Origin of the sequence: Rubripirellula lacrimiformis (assembly GCF_007741535.1) — a bacterium.
GTDB classification, from domain to species: Bacteria; Planctomycetota; Planctomycetia; order Pirellulales; family Pirellulaceae; genus Rubripirellula; species Rubripirellula lacrimiformis.
Genome location: NZ_CP036525.1, coordinates 8,122,172 through 8,148,206 on the forward strand (window position 1 = coordinate 8,122,172; position 26,035 = coordinate 8,148,206).

The window sequence follows — 26,035 nt, forward strand, 5'->3', positions numbered from 1 at the left end:
GCAAATGCCAAAGGCGCCTTCACGTCGAAACGCTGTAGTCATGCAGTCTTTTTGCGACTGACCTCGCCGGCGTCACCGCGAGTCCAACGGACGTAGCGCGCGAAGTGCGTCTCGATGGCAACGCGAACTCACTCTCGGAGCAATCTACATCGTTCGCAACCCGCTGGACGTGGTCGATTCCGTCGCAGACCACTGGGGCGTCCATCACGATCGTGCCATCGCAATGATGAACGATCGCAATTTCATTATCGGTGGCCCCAAACAAGACTTGGTCACGCAGTACCTCGAATTCTGGAGCGGACACGTCACGTCGTGGATTGACCAACGAGCGTTCCCGGTTCACGTCGTCTGCTACGAAGATCTGCTGGCCCGTACCGAGATCACGTTCCGCAATGTGCTGACGTTCCTGGGCTGGGATCCTGATCGCGAACGAATTGAGCGGGCTATCGCAGAAACTGATTTCCGGCGCTTACAGAAACGAGAGAAAGAAGCTGGCTTTGGCGAACGCAGCAACAAGAGTAAAAGCGGGACTTTCTTTCGGAGCGGAAAAGCGGAGCGTTGGCGAGAAACACTTACTGAGGAACAGGTCAAGCGGGTTATCGAAGTCCACGAGGAAGTCATGAAGCGGTTTTGCTATCAAACGATCGTTGCTGCTCGCGAATCCACGGATTAGTCGATCTCGATTGAACCCGCAGAAAAATGTTTGCACCGCTTGGCTAACAACGATACGGTCGTAGGGGCTGAAGCAGTTAAGCAGAGCGACTCTTCGAAGACCACGGCACACGCACAAGGGGCAGAACATTGGGATCACGCAACGGAATTGCAGCAAATGGCTCGAACAACAGCCCTCGCCGCTCCCGCAAGCGCCGTCTACGCGTCGAGACGCTGCAATCGCGGCGTTTGTTCGCTGCTGACCTTGCTGTCGCAACCGCAACGGCTACGCCGACAAACGTGGCCCGCGAGATCCGGCCGGACGTCAACGGCGACGGCTTTGTGTCGCCGGTCGACGTTTTACAGGTCATCAACGTTCTGGCCGACAGCCCCCTCTTCGAGGACAACCCGTACGCAGACGCGAATCAGGATGGTGAGGTCACCGTCGACGACATCGACGCGGTATTTGGTGCGATGGGCACCGAGACCGAGCCCCGCCTTGGTGTTCTGAACTACACGCCGGAACGGTTCGAGTCACAGTCAGCGGTCTTGGCACCGATGACCTCTGCGTTCAGTTATTCGCCATCGAGCAGCAATTACGGAACACCCAGCTCCAGCTACTCGCCAAGTTCGTCAGGATCCTCGTCGAGCTCAACCTCGACCAGTACGTCCACGTCTACCAGTACGTCCACGTCTACCAGTACGCCGACATCGACAAGCACCAGCACGTCAACATCGACAAGTACGTCAACCTCGACGCCGACCAGCACGCCAACAAGCACTAGCACCTCAACCCCAACCAGTACTTCTACCTCGACACCTACCGGCACATCTTCGCCGACCAGCACTTCGACTTCGACGTCTACAAGCGATCCTGAGACCGGTAGCATCAGCGATTGGGCCTGGCTGGACGCAAATGGAGATGGACTTCAGTCGCAGGGCGAACAAGGCGTTGACGAAGTCTTGGTTACGCTCTTCCGATGGACAGGATCTGACTGGTTTTTCGTGGAGGACATGCTTACTGATGCTGGTGGCAACTACGAATTCGATGATCTGCCTTCCGACGATTATGCAGTATCCTTCCGAGCTCCGGTGGGGTATGTGTTCACGGCGCAGCACGTTGGGAGCAATCGCTTACAGGACAGTGATGCCGCTTGGTACACGTTGTTCTTAAACCAGGGAGAGAGTCGAACCGATGTAGACGCAGGTTTAATCGACACCACGACTGGTGGTGGGGGAGGCGGAGGTGGACCAGCGTTGACCACAGGCAATTTAACGGCGTATCGACCGATGTTTACCACGGGAGGGTACTTTCCATTCACCAAAACCGTAGTTCCAGACGGGCGTGAAATGAACGCCGAGCTAGGGCCTGGTATTCGAGTCAACGGAGATGATGACAATAACAATGGCACGGCTGATTTCAACGATGCCGGAACGGTTGCCAATGAAAACGACCTTATAGAGTTGGATGTTCGAGTTTCGGTCGCGTCTGCCAGTCGTTTTGTCTTTACCACAAACAGTCCTTCATTGCGACTCTGGTCAGACGCAGACAAAGGTCAGCCGGTTCCAATCTCGCCGGGCGTCAATGCCCCTTCGTATGCTGATCTTTCATCTGGAACCGAAACGGTCTATGCAGAATGGATCGGCCCCGCTGGTGCAACAGGCATCTTGAATTTTGTTGACGTTACGACTGCAACCACTCTTGACTCAATTCTTTTCCATTCTTTCACTTCGATCACGACAGTGCTAGGCGGATTGAATCAAGTGCCGTCCGTGCCTACGGACCCGAATCACGGGATCTTCTCCACGGCAGATGACCTCTACCGCGAAGGCTACAACGTTTACAAGTTCGATGAGCAAGACGTTGCGGCTGGGTTCGGTTTCGGACCGCCCGGCCCCGGACCTGTGTACGATACGTTAGAAAACGCTGTTAACAGCCAGTCGATTGTGGATATCTCGATATACGGGTACAGCCAGGGGGGCGGCTCTACCTACAACCTTTCGAACTACCTCAGTGGCCAACGCACCGCAGGAAATATTGGTGCCTACTCGCTGGTATTTACGGCCTACGTTGATGCTGTATCTGACTCGAGCAACTTAGCTGAAACTCGTCGTCCGATTGGGTCGAACTGGCACTTGAACCTTTATCAAATGTCTGATGAACCATGGGGGCAAGATCTACTTCAACTTGACGGAGACGCTGTTCCGGGATCGCAAGAACAGTTCAACGTTGAAACAAGCCCCGTCTTCAATCTCCCAAATGTTACTCATTACGATATTGATGACACGCAGTCTGTTCTAAATTGGTTGCTGATGCGATATCGGCAGAACGTCAGCCGTTAATTGGGTTTGATGCGTGGTTTCGATTCAATTCGCAGGTTTCAAAGGTGACATTGTGGGTCGTGGATTACTAATCGGGTTTCTGTTGACTTGCGTAGCCGCTTGTCTTGCTCAGCTGGAAATGTCGATCACGCTTCCAGCAGTCGTTGGCTATTTGCTTTCCGTGATAATCGTTCCATTGTTGTGGATTGGTAGTGCAATCACGTATTTTTCCATAGTTGGTGACGACTACCAAGCGAATGCCCATTTCTGGCCTTACGTATTCACGATTAGCGTTGCTGTAAACTCCGCGATTGGGGTCCTGCTCGGTGGTCTTTGGAAGCTCTATCGGAAGCGGAAAGATCCGCTGCCGACGCAAATTGAATAGCGAAAGCTAATACTGGTTCGCATGATCGATTCTTCGTCTGTTCCGAGCGTTTGGTCGAGAAACTGTCGGCTTCGGATATCACTCTAAGGTTCGAGCAACTGGTCCTCGATCACTTCGAGTCGTTCCTGCAAGACGTGAACGGCGTCCTGAGTAGGTTTCGCGTTGGCCTGCAGGTCGGCCAGGATTCGTTTGTGCTCCTTGACCTGTGATCGGTAGCGTTTTCGTTCCTGATCGAACGGCGTCACCTCGGCTTTCTCCTTGTCCTGGCGAATCCAGCTTTCGCGTTTGGTGATCTCCTCGTCCTTGCCGGCTCGCTCGTGCTGGGCCTCGTGGAGGTCTTCGAGGACCGATTCGTAGGCGGCGACGAGTTCGCGGTCTTCGCATGAGTCGCGTAATTCGCTGCGGGCCTGCGCTGCTCGTTTTCGGATCGCTTTGATCTCGTTTCGCCGAATGTATAGCGGCGACGTTTCCTCTTCGTGCTTGGCGGTCATTGTCTCAAACGCCTGTTCGGCCTCGGAGATTTTTCGGTCAACCTTCACGGCTTCGCTTTCAAGCGGTTCGATCGCGTCCATCTCGGCACGCAGCTTTCGCCGGCGGGCCAGCAGCTTAGCGTCGTCACGGAGTTCGTCGAGCGTTTTTTCATTGTCGGCCAGGACCGTGGCGACCTTGTCGGCGTCGGGTTCTTTGCCGTCACAGATGTTGGCGACCAGCGATCGGTAGGCCGACCATTTGGACAGCGGGCGATCGCGTTGACGGTTGGTGATTTTTTCAAGTAGTGATGTCAAACTCATTGTTCATCCTTTGGCGTTGGGATTGGAAATTGATCCAGGAACGTTGGTCGGCTTCGTAGACGGCTTTGAAAGCCGGAGGTGGGGTGAGCGAACAAATCTGCCGAAACGTCGCGGCGCACAGCGTGTTGGCCTCGGCTTTGATCTCGCTGGCGTACTTGGCGGCCGGTGACATGCCGTACCGCTGAGGGCTGTAGACTTCATCGGCGCGGACGTCGTAGCCGAGCGATCGGGCGCGGAAGTAAAGGTGGTACGCGATCCGCATGAACCGCGATTCATGCGTAGTCCAGGGTGGCGTCGTCCCATCGCCCTCCTCTTCGCGAGAAACGGCTTCGGCGACGCGGATCGCTTCGGCGCGGATGTACTGCTGGTTGTACCCTCGGGGCGGAAACAACGACGGCCGTTCGAGGATGTGGGCCAGTTCATGCAGCGTGGTTCCGAGCATCTTGTTGTACGTTTGCTCGGGGAAGTCTCGCTCGATGTTCAAATTGCCCAGCACAATCACTGGCCCACGAATGCCTTCCCAATCGGAAAAACAGTGATGCAGGTGCATGTCGAGGCTCGGCGACGTGTATCCGTAGCAAATCGTGTGTCGACCGAGCATCGGTGGCAGGTTGGTTTGCGGCACGACCCAGAGCGGCGAACCCGATAGCTCGGCGGGCGCGTAGCAGAGTTCTTTGGCGTCGGTGACGACGTTTTCAATGTTCATCTATTTTGTCCTCCATGGTGAATGGTTCGCCGGCGCGAACCTTGGCTTCGAGTCGTTTGAGCCATCGCAATTCCCAAAGCGGGACCATGACGACGGATCGTTGGCGGTATCGTTAGATCACCAACGGCCGTTCGGTTTCAGCAACGTGCTGGTAGTAAAAGCCGATCGAATCACGGACATGCGTGATCGGAACGGCGAAGTTTTCGAGGTCGTCTTCGTCCATGAATTGGCCCACCGTTCGGACATGTACAACAATCAAACTGTGATTATGAGTGCCGCTGTTCCCACGGCGCTCTTTGCAAAACGCAAAGTCGAAGGAGGCCCCGCTCGTCCTCGCCGGCCAGTTCGCTCGCCCCAACACGGCCGCACACGCTGGCCGGTGTCGCGTTTGGTTTTGTGATTGGCGTTCTCGGTAGGGCGTTCGTTTCGTTGCCGCGCTCGCCCACTGCGTTTGCGCACACGTGAGACCAAAACCCTGGGGCGTGCCTCGCGCACGCACCCAGGGGGTACTAGGGGGTGTGCGCGCGAGGGCGGGAGTGTTTTCAAGACTTGCTTTTGCCGGCCGATTCAGGCTGTGGCTCGGTCGCAAATTTGTGTTTTTGGTTCGATGCAAATCGCCAGCGGTGGACCAATCCTTCGTCCTCGGCTTGCTCCAATAGCGTTTGAGCTTGCCGGCCCGAAACCTTGCTCTTCTTCGCTGCCGCTTTGATCACGACAGCGGTCTTGGGCTCGGCGTCGATGAATGTTTGAACGAACCGTTCGGCGTCCCAGGGGGCCTCAGTTGGCTTGTCGTCTTTAGGCTTTCGCCGGCGACCATCGTTCTTGAGTTTGCTGGCGTTGAGCGCCGCGTCGGGTGCCCAAATGGGAAAGTTCCAACGCAGGCCAATAGGATCCAGCGGTGGCCAGGAACGCACGCCCGCGTCGAGCACGATCGCGTTGTCCTCTTCGTGCGGACGAAGCACCAGGTGCGTGTCGGTCGCGCGGGCTTGGCTGCCTGCGCCGGCACCGACGTCGGTGATGGATTTGTAGGACTGGTTGCCCTTGCTTGTGTGGTGGACGAGAACGAACGCGGACCCGAGCATTTCAGCGTATCGGTCAATCGTGTTGTAAACGCCAGCCATCGCCGCGTTGTCGTTCTCATCCGCATTGGCCGACAGCATTCGATAGAACGCGGCGATGATGATCATCCGGAATCGTTCTTCGTAAACGTGATTGAAGTATGTTCCAAGCGAAGTGATGTCTTTGAGGTTGCCCCGTAGGTTGGAAACGAAAATGTGGTCCGAGACGTCGGCGTCCGTGATCCCTCGCGCGGCCATGACCTTCGGGATTCGGTGCGCCGACGTCGTCGGATGTAGCTCGTTGTCGATGATCAGCACTTCGCCACGTTCGGTATCGAACCGATCGAGCCACGGCCGGCCGGTCGCGACGGCGAGGGCCATGTCGTTGACCAACCATGATTTGCCAACCTTGGGCGGCGCGATCACGTTCATCGTTTCGCCAGCACGAAGCAGCCCGTGAATGATGGGACGCTTGAGCGACGAGAATTGCTTGAACAATCGCCGCAAGCTCCGCGGCCTTATGTCTGCGTCCCGTGGCAACGAATCGTACGTGATCTGCATCAACTGATGGATTTCATCGAGCTTGTCCTGCGTGTTGGCGTCAATGTCTTCGGCCGGCCGAGGCGGCAACACGATCTGGTCGGGACACAGCAAACCTTTGCGCCAACGTTGAACGCGGGCATTCCACCCGGTCATCGCGATGTTACGAATCGTTCGTGTATCGAAGCCTTCGCGCATGAAGTGACGCCAACCCTCGATCGCAATCCAAGCCGCCTGGGCCTGCCCGCGAGTCTTGGACGCTTCGATCGGATGGTCCGGCCGAAACAGGCACGCCCCATGGTCGGCACCGCAAACGGCTTTGTTCTTGACCGCCCGCCTGGCCATCATGAATTGATCGAATGCCTGCACGTTCGGTTGCGTCCAACCCTGCACGCCCGTCGCGGTCTTGGCAAACCATTCGCGATACGCTTTCTCGGATTCAACGGCCAGCGGTGAATCTGGAAAGCATGACCCGTCCTCGTACGGCGTGTTGATTTAGTCGGCTATGAGTGGCGGTGGTTGGCGCTATGATATCAGCGACGGAGAAACTGATGACTAAATTTTCGACGCCGCCGCTGAGCCGCGATCAGTTGGTGCTCTTTCCCGAGCGACTCGACCAAGCGATTCCTGCCGACCATAGCGTCCGGCTCCTCGATGATATTCTCGGCAGGCTCTCTTGGAGCCAATGGGAACGGCAATACAACGGGCGAATCGGACAGCCACCGATTCACCCGCGTGTCCTCGCCAGCGTGATTCTCTACGGACTATTGTGCCGCATCCGCACCTCACGGGCACTCGAAGAAGCACTCATCGTTCGCATCGACTTTCGCTGGCTCGTCGAAGGACGCACGATTGACCACACCACAATCAGCGAATTTCGACGCAACCACTCCGACGCACTGAAGGATCTCTTCGTCCAGATTGGATTGGTCGCTCGCGATCTTGGCCATCTGCCGCTACAGACGCTGGCATTTGATGGCACCCGGATTCGGGCAAACAACCGCAAGACTGGCACGCGGACGCCCGAAGAACTTCGCACAGCCAAGAAAGAACTGGAAGACAAGTTCGCTGAACTCGAAGCCAAAACGTCCGAAGCAGACAGTTGCCAAGACGAACAACTGGGAACCGACAACGCTCACCAACTCAGCGAGGAACTGACCGATGTCAAGCAACGTCGTGAACGTGTCGACGCTGCCCTGGCTGAGATTGATCGACTTGAGTCCGAAGGCAAAAAGGTGCCGGCCCGCATCCCCATCACCGATCCCGAGTCGCGAGTGACGCCTAACAAGGAAGGCGGTTGCGCTCCGAATTTCACCCCCCATGCAACCGTCGATGCCGATAGCGGGATCATCGTTAGCGAGGGCGTGATCGCTGAGGCCAACGAAGACAAAGAGTTGTTCGGGGCGATCGAAGATGTCAAGGAATCCTTTGGCTTGGCGGAGGCTCCCGCCGAGATGCTCGCCGACGGCTTGATGAGCACCGGCGAGAACCTAGCCAAGTGCGAAGAAGCGGGCATTGATCATTATTCGCCAATCAAAGGCGGTGGCAGCGAAGACAGTCCTGCGATTCGCCCCGACCCCAGCGAAGCGGTGGCGTCCGGCGATGTGGATCGCTTGCCGACGACCACGACGAAGAAGAAGGACGGCTCAAAAACAACGAAGTTCAACAAGGCTGCCTTCGTGTACGACGCCGAGGCGGACTGTTACTGGTGCCCGGCCGGCAAGGCAATGCCCTACGCGAACAAGACCAGCCAAGTGGAAAACGGTCGAAAGCGAATCAAGTATCGTTACAAAGCGGACGCATCGGACTGTGCCAGTTGCCCGTTGGCGGCGCGTTGCTTCAGCGGCCAGGCGAAGTCGCGTCAAATCAGCCACGAACAACACGAAGCTCGGCGGATAGCTCACGCGAAGAAGATGAGCACTGAGTCGGCGAAGAAAAAGTATTCCCGTCGTCGGCATCCTGGCGAGCGTCCTTTCGCGATGATCAAGAGTCACTTCGGGGCACGTCGTTTTCTGACTCGCGGCCTGGAGCGAGTGGGCAACGAGTGGCGTTGGCTGTGTACGGCGTTCAACCTTCATCGGCTCCTGAATTTAATCACCAGTGGTAGCGACCCACCGGCACTGGAATCCACACCGTAGTCCACGTCCCCGCCCGTTTCCTCCAGCCAGCCGATCCCACGCCAATCAACTGGGGTCGCGTTGTATCTGGAGCGAACGGGGGTAAAGGGGGGAAACCAACCAAACTCGCAGTACAATGAACTAAATCAACACGCCGCGTAGATTCGTGTTGGTTGGTTTGTGTTGTTGGTCATCGCGATGTGACGTCTCCGTTCCCGATGGCCGGCGTTTCGTTGGGCGAGTCTTGTTTGCGTTTGTCGTAGACGTCGACCAGCACCGCTGCCCAAACGTCGGCAGCGTGCTCCGGCAAATCGAACTGCACCATTTCGCCGTCGACGATCGTTTCGTTTTGACCGTTGAGCGGTTCGACAACGATCTTGTCTGGCAACGCATCCGTGGCGTTCATCATGCTTGTGAATCCATTCGTGAAAAGGTGTGCTCCCACCGGAACTATCTATGCCGACCGGAGGGCGCACGGTCCATCGGCGTATTTGTCCGAAAGAACTTCGCGTCAGATGTTTCGCGAAGACGTGTTCGACTAACTACCACCTATGCCGTTTGGCGACGCCGTTGCACACGTTCGTGACACTTTTGCGGGAAAACTATTCCACTGCTTGGCCGAGACATTCATCGCGATTTACGAGTGCCCGTCTCAGGTTACCTATGCCGCGTTTTGCGAAACGTGCTCGATAAAGGTTGCATCTTTCGCAACTTTCTCGGGAGACGATTCGCCGGGACGAACGTCGCCCCTTATTACCTATGCCGTTTCGGAGCACGACGGCGCAAAAACGTTGGGGAACCTGTTTCCCTCTACCCCTGAGCTACTCGGTTTTGCGGCGGTCCGCCGGAGGGCCAACAAAAAAAGTTTCCACGGTGCGGGGCGTTCGGTGACAAGCGACGAACACCCGTCTACCCGTAGACCTACCGGAAGAAACATCCGAATCACGAAAAGCGACGAGCAATTTTTAGAAATAGTTTGCCGGCCGACGTGTCGCCCTCTACCCCTTGAGCTACGCCGCCCAGCAACGGATTGGCGTTGAGGTCGTCAGAAAAGTTCCGGACAAAGATGCAGGACGATTCATTCGGCGGTCGCCGGCACCAACCAGCCGCGACGCGGAACGTGAACCAGCAGACAAATTCCGTCGATTCATTTGTGTCACTTGAGCCATGTAAGCCGGCACGGAAATCGCTAGCAAACAATTCCTTAGGCCGTGCGTGTCACATTGGCAGTCGGCTTCCTAACATCTATGAAACGGAGAATGATGCTATGGCTAGATGTACGGCACCGGTAAATGGCCATCGGTCGGCTGCTGCGGCAGCGAATTGCCCAGCGTGTGGAGGGCGGTCTGGTAGCTACGGATCGTACTCTTCCTATACACCGTCTTTCTCGAATTCGGGTGGCTCCGGTGGTTACAGTACAAATGCCCGCGGCCGGAGTAGCGGTGGTCGCTCCACTGCCAGGCGTCCGCGATGGTCACGTTCCGGTTCTTCGGTGGTTTACACCTCTGCACAGATGCAGACGCTAACTCCTATCCGAGAAAGCGTTGAAACGCGAGCTTCACTGCCTGACCTTCGGGACGTCTTTCTTTGCCATGCTTGGGATGATCGAAAAGACGCGGCTAAAGACCTTCACGATCGCCTGGAGACTCTTGGCGTTTCCGTCTGGTTCAGCGAAAAAGATGTCATCCTCGGCTCGCCTTTGCTTCGCGAAATTGACAAGGGACTCGCAAAATCTCGAGTCGGAATCGTCTTGGTCACGCCCGCATTCTTAAAACGCATAGACGGTGCGGGGATTGCAGAGAAAGAGCTTTCCGCTTTACTGGCTCGTGACCTTCTAGTTCCCATCCTTCACAACACGACTTACGACGCGCTCCGAGACGTGAGTCCACTTCTTGGCTCACGGAGTGGCTTGGACACAGCCGAAGAAACGCTTGACGAGATCGCGACCAAGCTAGCTGAATTGGTGACGGTCGATGACGGCCTTATCGCTGAACCGGCAATGGCATGAAATTAATGACATCCACCGAAGGACGCAAGCGCAACGATTGGGCAATGCTGACTCTTTCCGGCGTGGTCTGACGTTCGTCGCTTGAGCTAGTACTGACACACGGTGGTTTTCAATATTTTTTTACCAGCCAGCCCTTGCGTGGCACCTGAACCAGCAGCCCCAGCTTGCCGGCCCGATGCAGGTGCGTTTTCACGGTGCCTTAGTTCCGCCTTAACCGTTCGGCGACGTCTTTGGTGCGGCAATCCCGTATGGCGAGTGGTTGACGTCATTGCTCCGCAAGACCCGAGGATCGCGGTTTTCGATTTTGGTGCCCGACGTTTGCCACCCGATTCGACTGTGATGGAACCGCAAGATGCGTAACCAACTCGCTGCGCTCGCGACACTCGTCCGCTTCCTCTCCTCGTCCCGCTCTCCCCCAAGCAAACTCCTCACGCCAGCATTACTCATCCGCTTGCAGACCATGTCAGCGACCACTGCTTAGATTCAACAGGGTGTGCAACATCACATTGGCACCGGCTTCAATGTCGCTCCACGCGGTCCACTCGGCAGGCGAATGGCTCTGTCCATTTTTGCTGGGCACAAAGATCATGCCGACCGGAACCAAACCGCCCATGATCTGCGCATCGTGCGCCGCGCCGCTTGGCATCCGGTGGGCATCCAAGCCCAAGCGATCCGCCTGCGACGCGATCTGGTTGACGACATCGGGACTGCAGTGGATCGGATCAATGAAACTCTTCTGATCAAATTCGAACATCAAATCGCGACGCCGGGCGATCGCCGAAAGCGCCTTGCGAAAGGCTGCCGCCAGCTCTTCTAACACGACATCGGAGGTGTCTCGCACGTCCAACGAAAATTCCACCAACCCGGCCACCGTGTTGGTTGCCCCCGGCAAAATCTGGGCCTTGCCGATCGTTGCCCGGCTGCGGTCGCTGCCGTTTTCGTCCAGGATCCGGGGCACTTCGTGGGCAAAGTCGGCTAGCCCCATGAAAGCGTCCTTCCGCATGTTCATCGGGGTGGTCCCGGCATGATTGGCTTCCCCACGCAGCCGCACCGACCAAGTGAACAACCCGGTAATCTCGTCGACCACACCCAGCTGTTTGTGCAGTGAATCAAGCACGGGCCCCTGTTCGATGTGCAGCTCGACATAGCACTCGATCGATTCAGCGGCACGTGCCGCGTCCAGCGCCGCCAAGGGGTCGTACCCTTGCCGCTGCATTTCGTCGAACAAGCGAATACCAGAGGTATCGGTCTTGGTGGCCAGTAACTCGGGGTTGATCTGTCCGCAAACCGATTGGGAACCAAACATTCCCCCAAAACGTCCTTCTTCGTCACTGAACGCGATCAGTTCCAAGGTTCGCTCAGGCACGTACCCGGTCTCCCGAATCCGGCGCAGGCATTCCAAGCCGACGACAACCCCCAGCGTTCCATCCAGGGCACCGGCGCAGGGGACCGTGTCGATATGCGACCCGACCAAGATCCGAGGCAGATCCGTCGCCCCGGCCAAGACGCCCGAAACGTTGGCGGCGCCGTCTTGCGACTGGTCCAATTCGGCATCCCGAATCCGACTGGCTAGCCAACGTTTGCCTTCCATGTCCGCATCGGTGAACGCCATTCGATAGATGCCGCGATCTTCATCGCAGCGTCCGATCTGGGCCAGCTCCAATATGTCAGCCTTGATCCGTTCCAAATCAACCCGCAATTCTCCGATTGCATCCGTCATCACAGTCCCGCCTTAGGTTCGACTTTCGCCAGCAATTCTTGCCGCCGGGGAATCCTGGCGAATCTCACTACCAAATCATCGCTCATTCAGTCGACCGTGGGCAGCGGCAGACCTTCGACGTATTGGCCATGCAGCATGTGCAACTGCAGTGCATGATTGATCACGATATCGTTGCGGCGAGCCACCGCAGCGTCGGTTTCGACCCAAGCGTCTTGGATGAACTTGGTCAGCGTTCCGCGATCGAAAAACCCGACTTCGCGAACACGGTCTTCGGTTAGCCAGTGGTCAATCATTTCTTGCAGCGCGGCACGCTTGACCGGATCCGTATGTGCCGGCGGTGCCATGAACGCGAACTTTTTGCGTTCATACAGTTCGCGTGGCAACACATTCACCATCGCTTCGCGGAGCACCCATTTTTCGACGCCGCCGCGGATACGAACCTCGGGCGGAATCGTCACCGCGTACTCGGCCACATGGTGGTCCAAGAACGCTGGGCGTGCTTCCATGCTGTTTGCCATATCCATCCGATCGCCACCCCAGGTCAGAATCTGTCCCTCCAACATAGTCTTGCACCACGTGTACTGGGACACATCCAATCGGTGTCGACCGCGGGTCTGGTTGGGATCGATGGCGGCGGCCACTTCGCCGACCGGGTCATACTGGGCCAGCAGATCTTTCATCGGCCCAGACAGCAACGGCCCAAACCGCTGCAGCGTCAGCATCCAAGGCTGAATCCATGACGGCGTGAACCCACACAGATCTTGCCATGCCGGATGCTGTTGATCTTCTTCGGCCAACAGTGCACCTGCGAACAGGCCACCGTCGTCTTCACGGCCATGCCAATCGCGTTTAAAGAACGGGTATCCGCCGAACAATTCGTCCGACCCTTCGCCTGTGATCACCGCCTTGTAGTTGCAGGCTCGAACCCGCCGACTCATGTGCCACTTCGCGACTGCCAACGTGTTGTAGAACGTCCGTTCGGCGTGCCAGGTCGCTCGTTCGAAAGCCGGACCATAGAGCTCCTTTTCGGTCAACAACAACAACTCTTGCTCAGCCCCGGTGCGATCGGCCATCAACTTGGCGATGTTCGATTCATCGTATTCCGCATTGTCGAACGCGATCGTGAACGCTTTGACGGGCGACTGCTGCAACGTGGTCGCCAATCCCAAAATCGAACAACTGTCGATACCACCGGATAGGTAACAACCGACCGGCACGTCAGCTTCCAAGCGAGTTGCCACGGCATCGATCAGACGATCTTGAACGCCTTGCACAAAGGGCGCCGGATCAGCCGCACCGTCGTGAGACGTCGGGAATTCTAGATCCCACCAACGGGTTGTCTTGGTTTCCAGTCGACCGTCGCGGAGCTTGACGACCAACATATGGCCGGGCATCAGCGCCTCGACACCCGCAAAGGCGGTGGAACCGGGGACCATCACTTGCATCATCTGGTGCAGCGCGGCCTTGGGACACAAACGGGGATCCACGTCGGGGTGCTTCAAGATCGCTTTGACCTCGGACCCCCACACAATGCCCTGATCGTTGATCGCATAGTACAGCGGTTTGACGCCGAAACGATCGCGAATCAGCACCAACTGCTTTTCACGATGGTCATACAAGACGATGGCAAACTCGCCTCGCAAATCATGCACAAACGACAAACCATCACGCAGGTACATCGGAAGCGCGATCGCACTGTCACTTTTTGCATTCGTCACATAGGCGTTGCAGGCCAACCGAGTCCGGATCCGCTTGTAGTCATACAGTTCACCGTTGACCGTGACGGCATAGTCACCGTCGTCCGTTTCGATCGGCTGATGACCGTGGGCCAACCCGATGATCGACAACCGAGTGTGCCCCAACGCCAGTCCCTGATCGACAAACAGTCGGCTCCCACGTTCGTCCGGTCCACGGTGATCCAACACATCCAACATCGGGTCAAGCGAGTGCCGCAGTTGGCGTTCATTGGTTCGCGACGGATTCCAAAACCCGGCAATCCCACACATACATTCGTCCCAGTCTTTGTTCGTTTGAAATAAAAATCGTATCGCTGGGGTCTACCGCTGGCCGCAAACGCCCGTCGGCTAATTTCTTAGATCCCGCTGATCCGTGACAACCGGTCCAACACAGCCGTCAGAACCGCTTGCCGAACGAAAACGGCGCCAGCGGCCTGTGCGAAATAAAGGTTGTGATCGGTTTCGTCTAAATCTTCGGACAGTTCGTCGTTGCGAGCCAACGGGTGCATGATCACGGCATCCGACTTCAAGTTACTGCTGGCATCCAACTTGAATCGGTTGTCCAAGTTGCGATAGCTATCCCCCAAGAATGCGATCGAGTTGACATAGACCACATCCAGAGTGGGCAACACATCCTGAACGTCGTTGACAATGTCGATTGGAATCGGCGACTCTTCGATCGGTTCAGTCAAATCCAAGCCAACCGGGTCGGCCATTTCCGAGATCAAAGTGATGCGTTCGACCGAACCGGCAAACATCAACGACAAGCGAAGAAAGCTCTTGACCGCTCGCATCGATCCGGGCGTCCCAATGATCCCCAGATGGACTCGGCGATCCGGTGGGCAATTCGGCAGACTCAGTTCGGGTCGCCACTTCAACAGCGCGTACCAATCGATCAGCGCCTGAGTCGGATGATGCCCCGAACCGTTGCCGGCATTGATCAGCGGCCGCTGCAGATTCCGGCGAATTTCGTCAATGCTGTCCGTATCGGGATGTCGCATGATCACAACATCGCCGTAGGTATTGAACATCTCGCCGATGTCAGCTAACGATTCGCCCTTGGCGATCCCCGTGACCTGCCCATCGGGCACGGACAACACTTTGCCATCCAATCGTTGCACCGAACTTTCGAACGACAAACGCGTACGAGTGCTGGGTTCAAAAAACGCAGTGATCGCGATCTTGCCATCCAGCGGTTTATCGATTTCGACGTTTCGCAGTTCCAGCATCGCGGCCAACTGCGAAATCGCAACCACCGTGCGGCGATCAAATTGACGAGGATTCAGAATCGATTGCCCGGCCAACGCGTCCAGGGGAGGGCGGTCGACTTTCCCATCGGTCATCGCCAACAGCGACTCGGGCGACAGACGCCGCCCCTTGGAATTGGTCGCACGTTCGGTAAGTGCCGTCGTGATTTGATTTTTCGAAAGTGAGTTCACAGTCATCACCAGATCTTGTTGCCCTTGGAATCCACTATCAAAAACACCACTAACATCATCGCACCCGCCCCGCACAAGACCAGCGAACCGATGATCAACCATTCTAGAAACCACAGCGGAAACATTGCCATCAACCTTCCGCCTTGGGCGAAGCGAGCGAATCAAAATCGAAGTCGCCGGGCGACACTTTCATACCGATGACAAAAACCACCCCGGACACCGCCGCGCCCACCAGCGAAGCAACGAACCACCCGATCGTAAAGTACGCCGTCAATCCACAAGCGTTGCCCAAAAGCATCGCCGACGAAGCGGCCAACGGACTGGCACGACGCCAATACAGTCCGCCAACAATCGGCCAGATACAACTGGCGACCATCGGCCCAGCAAAAAACAATACGGTCGCTAGCGTGCCCACGTTCGGCAGCGCCACCACCCAGGCGGTGAAACCGAGCCCGACGATCGCGATCATCGACCAGCGTCGCTTGCTGCTGTCGGACACATCCGCAGCGAGGCATGGTTCCACCATGTCGTTGACAATCAAGTCCGACGTCGCAGCGAGCAGACTGTCGATGCTAGATGCCAACGAACAGAACACCACCACAAACACCAACAACGCACCGCCGTAGCCCAACAAGGTCGCTGCGACCAACGGCCCGACCGTGTCAGGCTGGCTGATCCCGATCCCCAGCGCCGGTGCTGCCAAGCCCAGGAAACCAGCGACGATCGGCACGGGCAACCATAGCAGGCCGCCCAGTGCATACGCCTTGGGGCCAACGCCTTCTCGCATCGCAAACGCTCGGCTCCACCAAACGTTGCTGTGAAAAATCTCGCCAAACCCAAACAACAAATTATTGAACAACGCCATCAGCGCCGCCGGGAATGCAATCGACAACAACATCGGCCGGTCCGCCTGCAGCCGCGCATGAACATCGGCGATGTCGATTTGATACAGCACCGCAGTCGCCACGACGACCAACCCGACCAAGATGATCAGACTTTGGATAAAGTCCGTTCCGATCACCGCGTACATCCCACCGAACAGCGTGTACAGGACGCACACCAGCACCACCACGCTCATCCCAACCGGATAGGGAATCCCCGACAGCACGTGCAGTAGTTTTCCGCCGGCCATCGACATCGAAACCAACCACGTCAACGCATAGAACAGCGATATGACCAAAAACATCACGGTCGTCACCGGCCCGTATCGCCGCCGCACAAATTCGACCGCGGTATAGCCGTGCGGCATCAAGCGACGAATCCGCCCGCTCATCGGCGCAAAGGCGAACAGTCCAAAGCTAGCGGTCGAATAGGCCAACGCGCCCCACACGCCTAGCTGCAGCGCGAACTGCGGCGCTAACATGGTGGTGTTGGATGTGATCCAGGTGGCTACCGCCGTCGCGGTCCCCAACGCCAAACCCACGTTGCGTCCGGCGACCGAAAACCCATCATAGGATGTCGCACGACGCCCCCACCAGATTCCCAAACCGACCCACAGGACGCTAAAAATCCCCAGCATCCAATAGCCAGCGGCGGGTGTCAGAATCGGCGCCGACGCCAATGACCCCGATCCAATTCGATACTGCCCCAATGGATCCAGCCCAAACGCTGCCAACGCACCGGAGCCAACGTCGATCATCCCGCAACCTGCATCAAACATTTCGGCGGACTCCGGTTGCCATCGCCCCGCGGGTGATCACGCACACCAAAGCCAAGAAAACAAAGCCACCCACGGCGAAACATGACATCGCCTGAGTCATCGTCCAGTGGACCACTTGCACGACGGCCGGCACCGTCGATTGGGCGACCAGATTGCCGCCGCTGTCGATCGCCCGCACATGCATCTGGAACGTGCCGTTGGGCAATCCGGACAAGAACGCCTCGGGAAATTGCCCGCGATACATCCGATTGCCCGACGCATCGATGACCTCGTAATGCGCATCGGGACCGTCCGATCCCTGGCCCGCAGCGGTGTTCAGAACATCGTTCCAGCGAAGCGTCACATAGCCTTCGCGAACGGAATCAAACTCGGTCTGCTGGAAAGCAATCGATGGCGTCCCCACCGATGGTTCGGGGGATTGCCGAGCAGATTCCGCACGACTTTCGATTGTCGTTTCCGGTGGATTCTCTACCGGCGGATCTTGCCCGCAAACAGGCAGCACCTGAATAAAAATGAAGAACAGCGACCCGATCAGCCCTCCGGCTAACCGTTCACTGAGTGCGAAAATGCCTTGGCGGCAAAAAAGCAAACCAGTTCCCAAGTTTTGATGTGACTGTGCCGGACGTTCCTTCCGCCTGCGCCCGACCGAGCACGAATGGTCATCAACCGTGCGTAGAGCCTACCAGAGATCCAACGCCTGACAAACCGCGGCCCGCTGGGAATCATCGGTTCGGTGTCAAGGCGAGCACACCGACCGTCTCAGCCACCAAGAATCCAATCGCCTTAGTCATCCAGCCCCAATTCCGCCAAAATATCCTGCATCGCATCGCGTTCCTCTTCGGTGGGGTCGGCGGCGCGATTGATCGTCAAACTGGCTTTTTGGCCGCTGCGGGGCAGCGACGCCTCGACGTGAATGATGCCGTCGGCGTCATACCGAAATGCCACGTCGACCGGCGTGCCGGCGGCCAAGTGAGGCGGCAGCCCGTCGACCACGCAGCGCCCGATCGCCGTCGCGTGGGCACCCATCGCGTCACCGCCCTCGACCACTTCCACCACCACGTTGGGTTGGTTGTCGGTGTTGGTTTCGAACCGCGACACCCGAGCGGCCGGCAACGGTGTGTTGCGACGAATCATGATGTGGTTGACTCGTTGACCGGTTTTTTTGTCGACACCGATGACTCCCAAATGATGGGCGTTTACATCCGTCACCTGAACGCCCGACGACAGGTTCGATCGACTTCCCTGACTGCCCACGACTCCGAACGGCCGATTCGATGTCGGCCGGATGTTCACATCGGGCGAGACCGGTTGGGCGGTGCCCTGCGCCGATGGCTTGGCGGGTGCCGACGCAGGCTGCGGTGGCGACAGAAGTGTCATCGCGAACAACGCAGCGCCATGGGCCACCGCTTCGTCGGCCGAAATCGTCGACTCTGGTTCAATCCCCGTTTCCTTCGCCAACATCTGGTGGATCTGCGGCATGCGAGTCGATCCGCCGACCATCAGAATACGGTCCACCTCGATCCACGAGATCCCAGAATCTTCCACCAACTTGGCGATCGTGAACCGGGTTCGATCCAACAGGTGTGCCGTCAGTTCCTCGAAGTCATCACGCGTCATCTTGGTCTGCAGGGATCGACCATCAAAGACGACTCGCACATCGGCGCTGCGGCGGCTGGTCAGGGTGTGTTTGAGTTCTTCCGCTTCGCGTAACAGCAGCGCGTCGCCGCCGGGCAAGGACGACGGATGAAAGCCATGGGCGATGGCGAACTCCTGATCGATCCAGCGAGCCAGGCACTTGTCCCAATCCATCCCACCAAGCATCGCGTTGCCATCGGTCGCGATCACATCAAATTTGCGTCCGTTGATCCGCACCAACGATGAATCGAAGGTCCCGCCACCCAGGTCATAGACAAGAATCGTCATCGGGCCAGTGGCCTGACTTTGCTTATCAACCCCATAGGCGATCGCCGCTGCGGTCGGTTCGTTGATCACCGCGCGAACGTCCAATCCCGCCAACCGACCGGCATCCATCGTGGATCGTCGTTTGGGTTCGTTGAAGTAGGCCGGAACGGTGATCACGGCCTGTGTGACCGGCATTCCCAACCTGGCTTGGGCGTCCCGCCGCAGTTTGCCCAACACCAATGACTGGATCAATTCAGGCGGATAGTTCGTGCCATTGATTTCGCGCGAATAGGCAACATTGCCCATCTCTCGCTTGGCAAAGGTCGCGACCTGATTGGGCAATACCTGCAACGCCTTCAGGGCTTCCTTGCCGACCGTGACCCCATCACTTTCAAACAGCACAACCGACGGCGTGGTCGGTTCGCCCTCGCTACTAAAGATCGTGACCGGTTTGCCCGACGAATCCACCCACGCGATCACGCTGCGCGTCGTCCCCAAGTCGATTCCGACGATCGGCGATCGCGAAACAGCGGGGCGTTCATCGGATGCGTTACCAGCAGGCGTGTTATCGACAGACAAGGGTCGAGCTCGAAGTTCGTTGGATTTCGATCAACAGATCCACCGAGCATGCCCGGCGATCAACGTCACCATGATAACGTCGCAGTCAGCGTTCGATCAGTTCCCACGTTTTGAATCAGCAGAGTGAACCAGCACTGACCATCCCATTGGGGTGGCGCCCAACGAGCCAAGTCGATGCGGTACGAATCGGATCTCCCGATGTCAGTCACCAACGTGGGCTTCGTTGCCGTGCCCCAGGTCGGCATCGCGGTGAATTCGCGAGCCGGTTTCAACCCCAGCCCCAGAAAGACTCGCCGCGAATAACCTTCGGCGGTGTGATAGTCGACGACGAACCCGCTTTTGGCATACGCGTCGTCGGCTGCCATTTCTTTGTGAGACGATTTGCCATCGACGGTCAGAACCTTCACACCGCGCAGTTCCACCCCGGCTTCGGCCTGGCCGATGCCGTCCGGGCGTCGCCCGATCCCGACCACCAAAGTCTGGTCATCGACCGAAGCATAGTCACGACGCGAATCGCTTCCGGTTCGCCACTTTCGCCCGATGATCTCGGGTTGGTCAGACATCGCCGGCCCCGCGGCGGGCTGCGACGGGTCCAAATTGACGCCACCGTCTGGATTGGCCGCCGCCATGCCTTCGAACACAGTCGCTTCGCCATCACCGGGCAGCCGATCGGGGAAACGTTGTTCCAGTTCTGCCAGACGCAATTCGACCTTCTTGCGTTCCAACCCCACAACCACACTCTGGGACGCGTCGTACCAATGCAGCGAATGCCGCAGCACGGCGTCGGTGCTTTGCGAATCGGGCATCCGCGGGGCTAGGTCGTACCAAACGTCGGCGATCTTGATCGCCTGTTGAATGTCCTGCTGCGCGGCCAACTCGGCTTGCGCCGCGGCCGTCACCGGCGACGCCGGACCAGCGGCCAAGTGCGGTAACCCCGCCTGCCAACGTTGTTGGACCAAACACAGATAGGCGCCTACCGTCTGGTTCGCTTTGGGATCCTCGGGGGTCGCGACCAAGGCCCCAGCGGCCACCTGGTAGGCAGCGAACCGTTGCTGCAGTGCGGCAACTTCGTCACGTGCGGCCGTCAACTCTTTGCGTCTGTTGCGCGTCATCCGCGTGCCAAACGTTTGCTGGACATAGTCGCCAAACTGGGCTGCGGATTCAAAATCCTGTTCTGCTGCCAACCGGCGGATCACATCGACCGATACCGATACCAGTTCCGGCATCTGGCTGCCACTGATCCCGTCGGCACTGGCCTTCAACGATTCGACCCTGCGTCGGTTCAAATCGACATCGCGATAGTGATTGGCAATCGCTTCGTCGATTTGGATCGCATCGCCGAACCGGCCTGCGGTTGCATGGATCGTTCGCGCGACGGTCCACAGTGCGAAACGCCCAACAGCATCGTCGGCGGTTTCGATTCCATCGCGGTACATCTGCTGGGCCAACGCCAGTTTCTCTGCCGCCGTGTTGGCTGCACTGTACTGATCTTTGTACAGATCGCTGACCAGTTCCATCGCACTGGCCAATTCAGGCCCCATCGGGATGGGCGGCAGATCGTCGGCAATCGCCTCGGGATCGTCCACAGCGGCGGCCGCGGCCATCATCATGCCGGAGTTGGCAGCGTCGGTGGGAACCGAATTTGCGGTGTCCATCGGACCGGCTTCGGACCGCTCTGCCGCTGCATTCATTTTGCCCGCAGCGTTTGTTCGGCCCGCTGTGTTTGTTCGGCCCGCAGCGTTTGTTCCAGCGGCTGCGTTCATTCGACCGGCAGCTCCGGCCGATGGTGTGGTGGGCCGGTACACCGAATTTTCTGGCGCTGCGTCGTTCGGTTGCTGCCCCATTTCAGCCGGCGACATTTCAGCTGGCCCCATCCCAGCTGGCGACGGAGCGGACGACACCATCGGTGACACGCCCGTCGGTCCAACAACGTTGGCCGGATCGACCTGTTCGGCCCGATCGTTCTCTGACCAATCGATCCCGAACCGATCCAATGACAAAGTCAACAGGTTTCGCTTCACCGCGATCCCAATCAACGCCATCACGACGATCATCAGGATGGACGAGTAGTGAAAGTAGTTCCATCCGGATCGGCGACGACGTTGGCGATCGGTGCGGCGCAGGGTGCGATCTTGGGTTGCGATCGAAACCGGTTGACCCGTCGTTTGAGCTTGCGTCGCTGCGGCTTGCGTCGCCTCGGCTGGGTGTGTTGTTGCGGTGTGCGCCGCTGCGACCGGGGCGGCCGGCGTCACCATGGCGGCGGGGGACACGGGTGCTAGAAACCCTGGATCGCCGGAGGGCGAAGATTCGTCGGCCGCCGCGTCGGGAGCAACCGTCGCCGCGATCAAGGCTCGCAGCCGATCGTCATAGATCTTTTTTTTCGGGCGCGACACCAGACAGAGGCGGGCCGCAGAAACCTGGTTGGACAGATCCTCGGCGTCGGCGGCGCGTTCCCCATTCGCCATGCTGTGCAGAAACGCCAATTGCCGGTCAGCGGCGGCGTTGATCACATCGGTTTCGGATTCAAACATCGCCAAACCGAGCAACCGATAGTGATTCGGTGGCTGGTCGGCGGCGGGAATGCCCAGCCATTGGTGAAGTGGATCAAACATGCCTGCGGTCGTGCACGGTTCGGACGATGCGAATGAAACAAAAAAGGAACGACTTGACGCAAACCGAAGGAAGGGCGGTCGAGGCAGCAATTGTACCCCGACGGGGCCACAGAACGAATCGTGTGGCTTATCATGGCCATCCTGACCCACGGACACGCCGGCTGGCCAGTTAGACAGACTTTTGTACCCTCCCAGTATCTCCCCGATCGCAGAAATTGCATGTTTTCGCGTACTTTCGCACTATGGCTGGCCATCACAGCCACCTTTGCACTCCAACTTGCGTCTGCCAACGCCGACGTTACAGATCCTGATTTCCTAGTCCAAGGCGAATATGTCGGCGACCAAACGGGGATGCAGGTCGTTGCGATTGGCGACGGCGAGTTCGATTTGGTGATCTACGAGGGTGGTCTGCCGGGTGCCGGGGCCAAGACCACGCCTCCGCGGCGAATCGAGGGCGACAGCCAGATCGTTGCCGATTTGGCCGAGTCGATGGGGCTAGCGAAAATCAATCGCACCAGCCCGACGCTGGGCGCTGCCGCACCGGCGGGCGCGATCGCCCTGTTCGATGGAACCGCCGATTCGATCGACCAGCACTGGGAATCCGGCAACCGAACCGACGAAGGTTGGTTGGCCGAAGGATCCATGACCAAACGCAAATTCCGCGACTACAAGCTGCACGTGGAATTCCGAACCCCTTGGATGCCGAAGGCCAGCGGCCAGCAGCGAGGCAACAGCGGTGTCTACCACCAGGGCCGATACGAAACCCAGGTGCTGGATTCGTTTGGACTCGAAGGCAAAGACAACGAAGCCGGTGGCATCTACGAGATCAGTTCCCCCAGCACCAATGCGTGCTTCCCGCCGCTTTCCTGGCAAACCTACGATGTCGATTTCACTGCCGCTCGGTTTGACGACGCGGGCAAGAAAACCGCCGACGCCCGCATGACGGTGCGGCTGAACGGCATCATCGTCCAGAACGATGTCGCTGTCCCACGTGCAACGCGGGCCGCGAAGTTCCCCGAGGGCCCGCAGCCGGGCCCCATCGTTCTGCAGAACCACGGCGACCCGGTCCGCTATCGCAACCTGTGGATCATCCCTCGCGATGCCGAAAAAGAAGCCCGCCGACCGATCGTCCCCGGTTTCGAACGATTTTTTGCCGCCAGCCCGCAACCATCAACCGACGGCGGCGAACTGCTGATCAGTTCGTTGGCGTGCAATGCTTGCCACGCGGGGCTTCAATCGCCGGCGCTGCCGCAGCAACAAGGCCCCGACCTCAGCCACGTCGCCAGCCGGGTTCGCGCGGACGCACTGGTCGCCATGATCGCCAACCCGCACGCCACCAAACCCGGCACGACGATGCCCGATCCATGGCCGGGAATGGATGACAAAGATCGCCAAGCGCGTGCGGCCGCCATTGCCAGCTACCTGATCGACAGCCAAAACGAAACTTTGATCGAACGGGCCACCACCGAGTCGATGGCCCAGCGCGGCGACCACCTGTATCACAGCGTGGGTTGTGCCGCATGCCACCCCAGTTTCAACGGGTCCCCCACGCCCCCGTCGACCTCCGTGCCGCTGGGTGACTTGGCATCGAAATACACCTTGGTGTCCTTGGCGCGTTTCCTACAAAACCCACACGCGGTTCGGCCCGGGCACCGCATGCCAGCGTTGGTCGGTTCGCCGGATGAAGCCTTCGCGATTGCCGCCTTCCTGACCGGTGATGTTTCCATCCAACCGGGCAGCGCACGCTTTCGCCGTCAAATCTATCGCGGAAACTGGAAGAAGCTTCCCGACTTTTCCCAACTAGAACCGGTTACCACCGACGAAGTCACCGAACTGAAAATCGACGACATATCGCCAAAGAACAACTATGCGGTTGTCTTCCAAGCAGAACTTCCGATCGCGTCCGACGGCAATTACACGTTCAAGTTGACCAGCGATGACGGCAGCGTCCTGCTGATCGACGGGCACCGTCTGGACAACGATTCCATCCACCCCGAAAAAACCGCCGAAGCGACTTACGAACTTGCCGCCGGGGTTTACCCGATCGAGGTTCAATTCTTTGACGGCGGCGGCGAAGCGGCATTGCGATTAGAAGTCAATGATCCGCAGTTTGGCACCAGCGACATTTCCCAGGTCATCTCGGACGCGGACAATGTCGACTTCCTGCCCAGCAAGTTTGTGGTCGACCCGGCCTTGGTGGACCAGGGCCGTCAGTGGTTCGCAGGTTCGGGCTGCAAAAATTGCCACGCCCTGGACGATGGTCCCAAGTCGACCTTGTCGGCGCCGGCCTTGGCCGACATGCAAATCGGGCGCGGATGCATGTCCGAGGTCATCCCGGCCGGGTCGATGGATTATGAACTGAACCTATCCCAGCTTTCCGCCATCACGGCCAAGATCGAATCCCTGCGTCACCCAGCGTCAGCCGGTCAAACGGAGTCAGCCGGTCAAACGGCGTCGACCGAACGCGACGCCGCCGCCAACGTGCACCTGACGATGGCCACCCTGAATTGTTACGCCTGTCATGAACGCGGCAAACTTGGCGGCCCAGAACTCTCGCGCGATGCGATCTTCCAAACCACGACGCCAGAGATGGGGCTGGAAGGCCGATTGCCGCCGGCACTGGACGGGGTCGGCGATAAACTGAACGACGAATATTTTGCCAAGGTCGTCGGTGAAGGAGCCAATCTTCGCGACTACATGCTGACCCGCATGCCAGCCTTTGGTTACGAACCACTTCGATCATTCCACCAAGATGTCAACGCGATCGATCGTCGCGATGACATGCAACCAGCCGAACATACCGATTCGCCCGCCAAAGTACTGGCCGCCGGGCGTCGGGCAGTCGGCAACAAGGGGTTGGCGTGCATCAAGTGCCACAGCTTTGGCAGTGAAAAAGGTGGCGGCATCGGTGCCATCGACATGCTGCAGATGACCAATCGACTGCGAGTGGAATGGTTCCACCGATACCTACAGGACCCGACGGGCTATCGCCCGGGAACGCGGATGCCCAACAGCTTTGTGGATGGAAAGTCGTCGCTTGCCGACCTCTACCACGGCGACCCTACACTGCAGATCGATGCGATGTGGCAATACCTCGGCCAAGGCGAAAAAGCCAAGGAACCCGTCGGCCTGAAACAGTCGGCGATCATCCTGGCCGCCGGATCCAAACCGTTGATCTATCGCAACTTTTTCGTCGGCCTTAGCGGCCGTGGCATCGCGGTTGCCTACCCCGATCACATGAATCTGATTTGGGATGCCGAATCAATGACGATGGCCCGCATTTGGCGGCACAGTTTCATCGATGCATCGAAACACTGGGTTGGCCGTGGTCAGGGGAACCAGGAACCGCTGGGCGATTCAATCGTCCAATGGGAATCAGCGACGCCTTTGGCGATCATCGATTCGATCGACGCCGATTGGCCCAGCCAACCGGGACGCCAACGGGGTTATCGGTTCAGCGGTTACCGCCTAGACAGTTCCGGAAACCCAACGTTCCAGTATTCCATCGGCGACGTCACCGTCACCGACACACCGATCCCTCGACCGACACCGGACGATTCCGGTTTCGACCGTCACGTGACCATTGATCGGTCGTCGTCCCCATCGGATGCAACCATGGTATGGCAAGCCGCCACCGGTGACATCACCGCCATCGATGGTGGTTTCCAAATCGGGAACCAGTCCACGATTTCCTTCGACGGCGCGTCCCCTGAATTGATCTCTACCGGCGACAGCCAATCGCTACGAATCGCGATTCCGCCTGGTAGCAAAACAACCTTTACCGAAACCATCCGCTGGTAACGCAGCCC

At 58.1% G+C, this 26,035-nt stretch carries 18 protein-coding genes and 2 pseudogenes; 7 read left to right on the forward strand and 13 right to left on the reverse strand.

Translation table 11 applies throughout. The features are described from left to right. The first annotated feature begins 148 nt into the window (after nucleotides 1–148). The gene (locus K227x_RS28390) at nucleotides 149–673 is read left to right on the forward strand and encodes a sulfotransferase domain-containing protein (protein WP_261343473.1); all 525 of its coding nucleotides are present in this window, start codon (nucleotides 149–151) and stop codon (nucleotides 671–673) included. Nucleotides 674–951: 278 nt separating this feature from the next. After that, nucleotides 952–1,101 (forward strand): annotated as a pseudogene (locus tag K227x_RS31670) (dockerin type I domain-containing protein); the annotation flags it as partial. A gap of 167 nt (nucleotides 1,102–1,268) precedes the next feature. On the opposite strand, the gene K227x_RS31335 reads toward K227x_RS31670, so the two are convergent. Then, nucleotides 1,269–1,541 (reverse strand): hypothetical protein, encoded by a 273-nt coding sequence (locus K227x_RS31335; protein ID WP_246146908.1) that lies wholly within the window; start codon nucleotides 1,539–1,541, stop codon nucleotides 1,269–1,271. Between the two features lie 55 nt (nucleotides 1,542–1,596). Here K227x_RS31335 and K227x_RS28395 point away from each other — a divergent pair. After that, nucleotides 1,597–2,994: pseudogene (locus K227x_RS28395) on the forward strand (SdrD B-like domain-containing protein); the annotation flags it as partial. A gap of 13 nt (nucleotides 2,995–3,007) precedes the next feature. Beyond that, nucleotides 3,008–3,358 (forward strand): hypothetical protein, encoded by a 351-nt coding sequence (locus tag K227x_RS28400; RefSeq protein ID WP_145176069.1) that lies wholly within the window; start codon nucleotides 3,008–3,010, stop codon nucleotides 3,356–3,358. Between the two features lie 83 nt (nucleotides 3,359–3,441). On the opposite strand, the gene K227x_RS28405 is transcribed toward K227x_RS28400, so the two are convergent. The 3 genes from K227x_RS28405 to K227x_RS28415 form a co-directional block, all read right to left on the reverse strand. Continuing rightward, nucleotides 3,442–4,149, reverse strand: a complete 708-nt coding sequence (locus tag K227x_RS28405) for a hypothetical protein (RefSeq protein WP_145176072.1) — start codon at nucleotides 4,147–4,149, stop codon at nucleotides 3,442–3,444. Then, nucleotides 4,127–4,855, reverse strand: coding sequence for a hypothetical protein (locus K227x_RS28410; protein ID WP_145176075.1), 729 nt, complete (start codon nucleotides 4,853–4,855; stop codon nucleotides 4,127–4,129). The genes K227x_RS28405 and K227x_RS28410 overlap by 23 nt, the downstream gene beginning before the upstream one ends. Nucleotides 4,856–5,397: 542 nt before the next feature. Continuing rightward, nucleotides 5,398–6,801, reverse strand: a complete 1,404-nt coding sequence (locus K227x_RS28415; protein ID WP_145176078.1) for an AAA family ATPase — start codon at nucleotides 6,799–6,801, stop codon at nucleotides 5,398–5,400. A gap of 203 nt (nucleotides 6,802–7,004) precedes the next feature. Between K227x_RS28415 and K227x_RS28420 the strand changes: the two genes are divergently transcribed. Beyond that, entirely contained in the window at nucleotides 7,005–8,591 is a 1,587-nt protein-coding gene (locus tag K227x_RS28420) for an IS1182 family transposase (RefSeq protein ID WP_218933612.1), read from the forward strand. A 169-nt stretch (nucleotides 8,592–8,760) separates the two neighbouring features. Here the strand turns inward: K227x_RS28420 and K227x_RS28425 are convergent, their stop codons facing one another. After that, nucleotides 8,761–8,979, reverse strand: coding sequence for a hypothetical protein (locus K227x_RS28425; RefSeq protein WP_145176084.1), 219 nt, complete (start codon nucleotides 8,977–8,979; stop codon nucleotides 8,761–8,763). A gap of 1,104 nt (nucleotides 8,980–10,083) precedes the next feature. Between K227x_RS28425 and K227x_RS28430 the strand changes: the two genes are divergently transcribed. Next, a complete protein-coding gene (locus tag K227x_RS28430) occupies nucleotides 10,084–10,578 on the forward strand; it encodes a toll/interleukin-1 receptor domain-containing protein (RefSeq protein WP_246146355.1) in 495 nt (164 codons plus the stop codon). Nucleotides 10,579–11,041: 463 nt separating this feature from the next. Here K227x_RS28430 and K227x_RS28435 read toward each other — a convergent pair whose 3' ends face one another. The 8 genes from K227x_RS28435 to K227x_RS28465 all read right to left on the reverse strand — a co-directional run bounded on the left by K227x_RS28435 (nucleotide 11,042) and on the right by K227x_RS28465 (nucleotide 22,226). Next, nucleotides 11,042–12,277: a Zn-dependent hydrolase gene (locus K227x_RS28435; protein WP_145178579.1), complete on the reverse strand. Its 1,236-nt coding sequence runs from the start codon at nucleotides 12,275–12,277 to the stop codon at nucleotides 11,042–11,044. A 107-nt stretch (nucleotides 12,278–12,384) separates the two neighbouring features. Beyond that, nucleotides 12,385–14,304, reverse strand: a complete 1,920-nt coding sequence (gene asnB / locus K227x_RS28440) for an asparagine synthase (glutamine-hydrolyzing) (protein WP_145176090.1) — start codon at nucleotides 14,302–14,304, stop codon at nucleotides 12,385–12,387. 86 nt (nucleotides 14,305–14,390) lie between these two features. Then, nucleotides 14,391–15,473, reverse strand: coding sequence for an aspartate/ornithine carbamoyltransferase family protein (locus K227x_RS28445; protein WP_145178581.1), 1,083 nt, complete (start codon nucleotides 15,471–15,473; stop codon nucleotides 14,391–14,393). 5 nt (nucleotides 15,474–15,478) lie between these two features. After that, entirely contained in the window at nucleotides 15,479–15,604 is a 126-nt protein-coding gene (locus K227x_RS31495) for a hypothetical protein (RefSeq protein ID WP_261343418.1), read from the reverse strand. After that, nucleotides 15,604–16,992 carry a sodium:solute symporter family protein gene (locus K227x_RS28450; RefSeq protein ID WP_315854368.1) on the reverse strand — a complete coding sequence of 463 codons (1,389 nt, stop codon included), beginning with the start codon at nucleotides 16,990–16,992 and terminating at the stop codon, nucleotides 15,604–15,606. Before K227x_RS28450 ends, K227x_RS31495 begins: the two co-directional genes overlap by 1 nt. Nucleotides 16,993–17,125: 133 nt before the next feature. Then, entirely contained in the window at nucleotides 17,126–17,722 is a 597-nt protein-coding gene (locus K227x_RS28455; protein ID WP_145176093.1) for a hypothetical protein, read from the reverse strand. 194 nt (nucleotides 17,723–17,916) lie between these two features. Continuing rightward, complete coding sequence (locus K227x_RS28460; RefSeq protein WP_145176096.1) at nucleotides 17,917–19,614, reverse strand: Hsp70 family protein; 1,698 nt, start codon at nucleotides 19,612–19,614, stop codon at nucleotides 17,917–17,919. A 65-nt stretch (nucleotides 19,615–19,679) separates the two neighbouring features. Continuing rightward, complete coding sequence (locus tag K227x_RS28465; protein WP_145176098.1) at nucleotides 19,680–22,226, reverse strand: hypothetical protein; 2,547 nt, start codon at nucleotides 22,224–22,226, stop codon at nucleotides 19,680–19,682. Nucleotides 22,227–22,445: 219 nt separating this feature from the next. On the opposite strand from K227x_RS28465, the gene K227x_RS28470 reads away from it, so the two are divergent. After that, the gene (locus K227x_RS28470; RefSeq protein ID WP_145176101.1) at nucleotides 22,446–26,027 is read left to right on the forward strand and encodes a family 16 glycoside hydrolase; all 3,582 of its coding nucleotides are present in this window, start codon (nucleotides 22,446–22,448) and stop codon (nucleotides 26,025–26,027) included. Nucleotides 26,028–26,035: the final 8 nt, after the last annotated feature.

Coding starts and splice junctions, on each gene's coding strand:
- K227x_RS28405 (WP_145176072.1), bottom strand. CDS start 4,149: ATGAGTTTGACATCACTACTTGAAAAAATCACCAACCGTCAACGCGAT.
- K227x_RS28425 (WP_145176084.1), bottom strand. CDS start 8,979: ATGATGAACGCCACGGATGCGTTGCCAGACAAGATCGTTGTCGAACCG.
- K227x_RS28420 (WP_218933612.1), top strand. CDS start 7,005: ATGACTAAATTTTCGACGCCGCCGCTGAGCCGCGATCAGTTGGTGCTC.
- K227x_RS28465 (WP_145176098.1), bottom strand. CDS start 22,226: ATGTTTGATCCACTTCACCAATGGCTGGGCATTCCCGCCGCCGACCAG.
- K227x_RS28470 (WP_145176101.1), top strand. CDS start 22,446: ATGTTTTCGCGTACTTTCGCACTATGGCTGGCCATCACAGCCACCTTT.
- K227x_RS28450 (WP_315854368.1), bottom strand. CDS start 16,992: ATGCTGGGGATTTTTAGCGTCCTGTGGGTCGGTTTGGGAATCTGGTGG.
- K227x_RS28410 (WP_145176075.1), bottom strand. CDS start 4,855: ATGAACATTGAAAACGTCGTCACCGACGCCAAAGAACTCTGCTACGCG.
- asnB (WP_145176090.1), bottom strand. CDS start 14,304: ATGTGTGGGATTGCCGGGTTTTGGAATCCGTCGCGAACCAATGAACGC.
- K227x_RS28415 (WP_145176078.1), bottom strand. CDS start 6,801: ATGATGGCCAGGCGGGCGGTCAAGAACAAAGCCGTTTGCGGTGCCGAC.
- K227x_RS31335 (WP_246146908.1), bottom strand. CDS start 1,541: ATGCTACCGGTCTCAGGATCGCTTGTAGACGTCGAAGTCGAAGTGCTG.
- K227x_RS28430 (WP_246146355.1), top strand. CDS start 10,084: ATGCAGACGCTAACTCCTATCCGAGAAAGCGTTGAAACGCGAGCTTCA.
- K227x_RS31495 (WP_261343418.1), bottom strand. CDS start 15,604: ATGGCAATGTTTCCGCTGTGGTTTCTAGAATGGTTGATCATCGGTTCG.